This is a genomic window from Caldivirga sp., from assembly GCF_023256255.1.
Lineage (GTDB): Archaea > Thermoproteota > Thermoprotei > Thermoproteales > Thermocladiaceae > Caldivirga.
This window is the reverse complement of the sequence record NZ_JAGDXD010000065.1, coordinates 1-5,721: the sequence shown is the minus strand read 5'-3', so window position 1 is coordinate 5,721 and position 5,721 is coordinate 1. Positions and strand designations below refer to the sequence as shown.

Below are 5,721 nucleotides of genomic sequence, written 5' to 3'. Positions count from 1 at the left end.
TACCAAGATGATTAAAGTAGGCTACAGGAGGCTCAAGTGCCCAAGATGCGGATTCGAGGAGGATAGGGACATCATCGCCATAATCAACCTCTCTAAAATGGGGGGTGCACTACCCACCCAATGACCAATGACAACACAAGCGAGGGCGGGAACCTCCCCAAATAGGGGAGGAGGTCAGTAAACAGTGAATGGTATGTTTAATGTAAGGTGCTAAAGCCATAACGCATGCCTCATTACGTGCTAATGGGTTAGTGTAGAATAAAGAATTAATAACCCCTCTTCAGTATTTTAACGTGTCCTCTAGAGTACTGGGTATTGACATTAGGCCTGAGGGTAGTTTCTCCTATGTAGTTATGAATAGTGATGAGACTATGATTACTAGTGGTGTGGCTAATCCGGATGAGTTAATTAGGGTTATTAAGAAGTATAAGCCGTCATTAGTTGCGGTTGATAATATTAGGGAGATTTTAGAACTAGGTGGTCGTTTCCTGAAGAGGATGAGTAAATTGCCCAGTGTTCCTCAGATAATCCAAGTGACTAGATTGCCTGATGGTTCTGAGGTTAAGATGGAGGAATTGGTTAGGAAGTACCTGGGGATGAACGTTGGGTTATTAACGCCTGAGGAGACTGCTAAGTATACTGCAGCATTGGCCTTGAGGGGAGTAGGCTCCACAGTGAGGCTTTTCGAGAATGAAACCAAGATCGTGGTTAAGGCATTAATATCAACAAGGCAGGGTGGGCAGAGTAGAAGGAGGTTTGAGAGGAATATTGCAATTAGGGTTAAGCATATTGTTAAGAGTATTATTGAATCCCTTAATAAGGCTAACCTAGACTACGACGTGTTCTACCATAGGGATAGTGAAGGCGTGAGATCAGCATTAATAATAGTGTACGCCGATAAATCCATCGTTAGAAGGTTCGTGAAGCCCATTAAATCAATTGATGTTAAGGTGACTCTGGAGCAGGTAATTAGCAGTAGTGTTAAGTTCCTTTCACCCAACTCAAGCTATACTGAAATATCCCCAAGATCTAAGACAAGGCTAATAATAGGTGTTGATCCAGGTATAGTAACTGGGTTAGCCTTAATGAGCCTTGACGGTAGGGTGCTTGCCCTATTCAGTGGTAGGAACATGAGTAGGAGGAGGGTTTTAAGCCTAGTCTACGAGTATGGCACACCAATAATCGTTGCGACGGACGTCTCTAAGCCGTCTGATTACGTTAAGAAGCTCTCATCCATGATAGGTGCTGTTCTCTACCACCCTGAAAGGGACATGCAGATTGCTGAGAAGGCTAATATTGCGCTTAAACTATCTGAGAAAGATAATGTAAAGGTGAGGACACCGCATGAAAGGGATGCTTTAGCCGCAGCCTATAAGGCATTCACCAGTTACGTTGATAAGTTCAATAAGGTTGATGAAATATTGAGTGAACTACCAATACAGGTCAACGCTGATGAGGTTAAGGAACTAGTGGTCAAGGGGCTGCCAATAAGGGATGCGTTATCCCGAATACTCACTAGGAGTGTTAACCAGGAGTGTAAGGCGGAGGTCATTGTTAGGAATCAGCAGGAGTGTAAATGCATTGATGAGGTTAAGGAACTTAAGGATTACGTTAAGTTACTGGAGGAGAAGATCAGTAAGCTTGAGGATGAGAATACTAAGCTTAGGGATGAGGTTAATAGACTCTACACACTTAAATATAATCCACCTGACCAATCCCTTGCATCTAAGATTCGGCTATTGGAGAGTAGGATTGAGCTTGAGACTAAGAGGAATAGGGAGCTTAACGATACCTTAAGCAAAGTGAAGTCTATTGTGGCTGATGCGTTATTTAATAATAACTACGCCTTCGCAGTGAGGGTTAGTAACGCTGAGGATTTGAGTAAAGTTACTAGTAAAGGTTACTTGCCCATCATGAGGTTCCAGGACATATCATCACTAGTGGACATGGGTAAAGTGTGGTCGGGTATTGTGGTAACGATTGATGAGGTGGGTTTAAGGGCTATTAGGCAATTATACAAGATGGGTGTAACGGTGGTGCCATTACTTAGGGTACTAGCCCTAGATGTGAACGATGACATTAAGGTAATCAGCATTAGTAAGTTAAATGAGCTCGCTAATGAATTAAAGAGCACACTGAGTGAAGTGGATTACGATACCCTTGAGGATTTAGTGAATGAGTATAAGATCGGTAGGAAAAGAGCCCAGTAAGGGTTATCCAAGTTAACTAGGTTGAATTCTTCCTCAGTAGAGTAGTTACTTGCAAATTAATTAGGGACCTTCATGGCAGTAGGCAAAATGCTCGGCTTTTAAGCTTGGATTACCTTTAACTTAGAATGGGGTTATTTCGCCCCTCACAAACATGTTAGTTAGCCTAGTTATCCTACTAATCTCCTCATCAGTTATAGCCTCAGCCTCCCTCCTCATTTCACTGGTTACTTCCCCTTCATTAGTAATTATTTCAACATTAGCTATTAGTGGGTTATCAATGGGTTTACCTATCTGGCTTAGTAAGTAAACGTAAGCCTCCTTGACGCCCTTAACCTCATCGTGAATACGCTTAGCTATTATGTTGGCTAGTACGTAGTATATCTTACCTATGTGTGAGACAGGGTTCTTACCTGCAGTAGCCTCCATGGACATGGGCCTCATTGGCGTTATTAACCCATTAGCCCTATTACCCCTACCAGTCATTCCATCATCTCCATGTTCAGCTGAGGTTCCAGTATACGTGAGGTAGTATATTCCATGTTCAGGGTTATCAGCTGTGTTTAAGTGTATCTTCACCTCATATTCATTAGCAAGCTTAGCCGCGTTATCATACAGTGCATTCACGACGTCCTCCTTAACGCTTATGTAATGGTCCTTATCCTTAATGAGCCTTGAAACCAAGGCTGATGCGACAGTGAGCGTTATCTTCTTACCCTGTCTAAGGCCCATTACCTTAACATCCTCACCTACCTCAGGGTACTTTGACTTAAACTCCCTTGAGTTAAGTAGTCTCTCAGTCTCATAGACAAGCCTCTCAGTTACCGTCAATGGAGCGAAGCCAACCCCTATTGATGTGTCATTTGCGAGTGGTACACCTCCACTTGATACTCCAAGTTCATAAACACCAACTAGGTCCACTGATCCTTGCCCAACCCTGTAATCTATGACAAGGTGCTGGTCTGGGTTAAGGAACCTGAAGTTATCTATGATGAACTTCCTTGCTGCTGATAAGATAATACTACCCACAGGTACCTTAACTACCCCAGTGCTCGACTTAACCTCAGTAGTAACCCTACCGGACACTATTACCCTAATCGGCTCTATCATCTCACCTCCACCGAATTTAACATGGGCATTACCTCCAATTATTAGAACCTTATCAACATTATGGTGAAGTATAGTGCCGAAGTTCTCCATGTAGTACTTGGATAATTCCCTACTAACGTATTCTGATATTGAATCAGCAATATAATCAGGATGCCCTAACCCCTTCCTCTCAACCAACTCAACAGGTAAATCCTCAGTTGAGGGTCTCCTCACCCCTGAGACTACTATGTTCCTGGCCATAGGGATCACTCTAGCTCATTCCTTACCGATACGTAAAGTACCTGGTTTCCCCTTATTAACACTTTACCATACCTAACTATCACTTGATTAGTCCTAGCGTCTAACTCCTCTGCTTCGTCAAGCACAATGTTCATGCATTGGTCTATGAATCTTAAGGTACCACTAAGGACTCTGCCCGCCTTAAGCTTAACTACCACGCTCTTATTAGTCATCATACCTAAGGCCCTTAAAGGCTGTACACCGTTAACCTCTGTTTTTTCCTGCATTCAGACCATTTCATTAGTACTATATAAAAATATTGCGCCTACACTTACTTCATGTCTAAATTCACTAGCTTTATTGAGAAGCATCAGTACATTCACTAGGCCTCAAGTGTAACAGTTATGGGTGAATTAATTGTTCATGTTTAAATACCCATGGTAGCTACTAGCGCGAAGTATACGATAAATAATGCTGCCACAAGCCACATACCCCATGTAACTTCCCTATACCTACCCAGTAGTACCTTTAAGGCTATGTAAGTTATGACTGCTAATCCAATGCCTGTGGTTATACTGTAGGTGAAGGGTATTGATATTATGGCTAGGAATGCTGGTATTAGTTCACTTAAGTCATTGCTCAGTTTAAGGTCAGGGGCCATTGATAGGAATAATAGGCCTACCATTATAAGAACCCCTGCAGTTGCAAATGAGGGAATGGATGCGATGAGTGGTGCAAATGGTATTGAAATAAGTAGCATTAGTGCAGTAGTAAGTGCGGTTAATCCAGTTCTACCACCTGTCTCTATGCCTGTTGAGCTTTCGATATAAACCACGGTGGTTGATGTGCCTACAAATGGTGCGATTATTGACGCCAGTGAGTCGCTTATTAAGGCTCTATCAATATTTATGATCTTCCCATCCTTAACTAAGTTAGCCTTAATTGAAAGTCCCGTTATGGTGCCTACACCATCGAAAAAGTCCACTATGAATAATGAGAATGCTATAGGGAAGCCTAAGCCGAATAATGTGAAGTATAAGTAAAATGAGCTGGGGATACTGCCGGCTATTGATGTCATTAGAGGCATTTTAGTTATTAAAAATGACTCAGGCCTAATGTAACCTAGGGCAGCGCTCACTATTGATATGACTACTATTGAGATTAGGAAGCTCCCAGTAACCCTTAATGCGTACAGTGTGGCAGCTAGTATGAAGCCTACTAAGGCCAAGTACAGTGGTAATTGTGAGAAAGCCTTAGTATTCAACTGTACTGGTGTTGCGCCAGGTGTTCCTGCCGTTACTATTCCAGCTGATGAGAAACCAATGAACGCTATAAATAAGCCAATCCCTATCGCTATACCCAGTCTCAGCTTCTCGGGGATGGAATTTATTATGGCCTCCCTAAGTTTACCGATTGAGAATATTAGGAATAGAATTCCATTAAAGAGAACTGAGATTAATGCAAGGTATATTCCAAAGAGCGCGGCACTAACACCTACTAAGTGCCCCCTATTAATTAGTATTTCCGTGAATAGTGGTATTACCGAGAACGCTATGAAAGAGTTCTCACCCATGCCTGGAGCTAGGCCAAAGGGCATGTTGGCGTAAAGCCCCATTATGAGTGTTGCTATAGCGGCAGCCAAGGCCGTTGCCACAGTAAAGCTTAGCTTAACATTGAATATTAAATCTGCATAAGTAGCCTCAACAACTGTAATTGGGGTATGGGTTGCGGCACTTAATGCAACCTCAAAGCCCGCGGTTAATATTGATGGGTTAACAATGAGTATGTAAGCCATCGATAGGAACGTGGTTAATCCAGCTAGAACCTCCTTCCTAACGTTACTTCCCCTTTCAGTAAGGTTAAAGTATCGTAGATTCACGGTTAAGTATCATTGACATATGTTTTTAAGTTTTTTCTTAAATTAAAAAATACTTAAAGTTTAGCTAATATAAAATTAAAGGCTTAAAATCCTCAAGTATTACTCATCCCAAGGCATCAGCCTGCTATTTCAGTGAGGGCGCTAATTACTGTTTCTATTTCCAATAGTGTGTATTAATTATGAATTAGTTTTAATAAATAGCTTATGATAAAGAATCAACTGCAGTGCCTAGAATGAAAGTTCACTTATCTGTGACAATATGAATGTCAAGCTTCGCCCTTTAGGGTGGGGTTAGTTTTAAGTTTT

Annotated in this window: 5 protein-coding genes; 2 read left to right on the top strand and 3 right to left on the bottom strand. The window is 41.9% G+C overall.

Annotated features, from left to right (window positions below; all coding sequences use genetic code 11):
• The first annotated feature begins 7 nt into the window (after positions 1-7).
• On the top strand, positions 8-124 hold the full coding sequence (locus Q0C29_RS09960; protein WP_292000512.1) for a zinc ribbon domain-containing protein: 117 nt from the start codon (positions 8-10) through the stop codon (positions 122-124).
• A 169-nt stretch (positions 125-293) separates the two neighbouring features.
• Positions 294-2,210, top strand: coding sequence for a DUF460 domain-containing protein (locus Q0C29_RS09955; RefSeq protein ID WP_292000511.1), 1,917 nt, complete (start codon positions 294-296; stop codon positions 2,208-2,210).
• A gap of 120 nt (positions 2,211-2,330) precedes the next feature.
• Here Q0C29_RS09955 and Q0C29_RS09950 read toward each other — a convergent pair whose 3' ends face one another.
• The 3 genes from Q0C29_RS09950 to Q0C29_RS09940 form a co-directional block, all read right to left on the bottom strand.
• Positions 2,331-3,557 (bottom strand): methionine adenosyltransferase, encoded by a 1,227-nt coding sequence (locus tag Q0C29_RS09950; RefSeq protein WP_292000510.1) that lies wholly within the window; start codon positions 3,555-3,557, stop codon positions 2,331-2,333.
• Between the two features lie 5 nt (positions 3,558-3,562).
• On the bottom strand, positions 3,563-3,823 hold the full coding sequence (locus Q0C29_RS09945; RefSeq protein WP_292000509.1) for a U6 snRNA-associated Sm-like protein LSm6: 261 nt from the start codon (positions 3,821-3,823) through the stop codon (positions 3,563-3,565).
• Between the two features lie 140 nt (positions 3,824-3,963).
• Entirely contained in the window at positions 3,964-5,415 is a 1,452-nt protein-coding gene (locus Q0C29_RS09940) for an NCS2 family permease (protein WP_292000508.1), read from the bottom strand.
• Between the last annotated feature and the right edge of the window lie 306 nt (positions 5,416-5,721).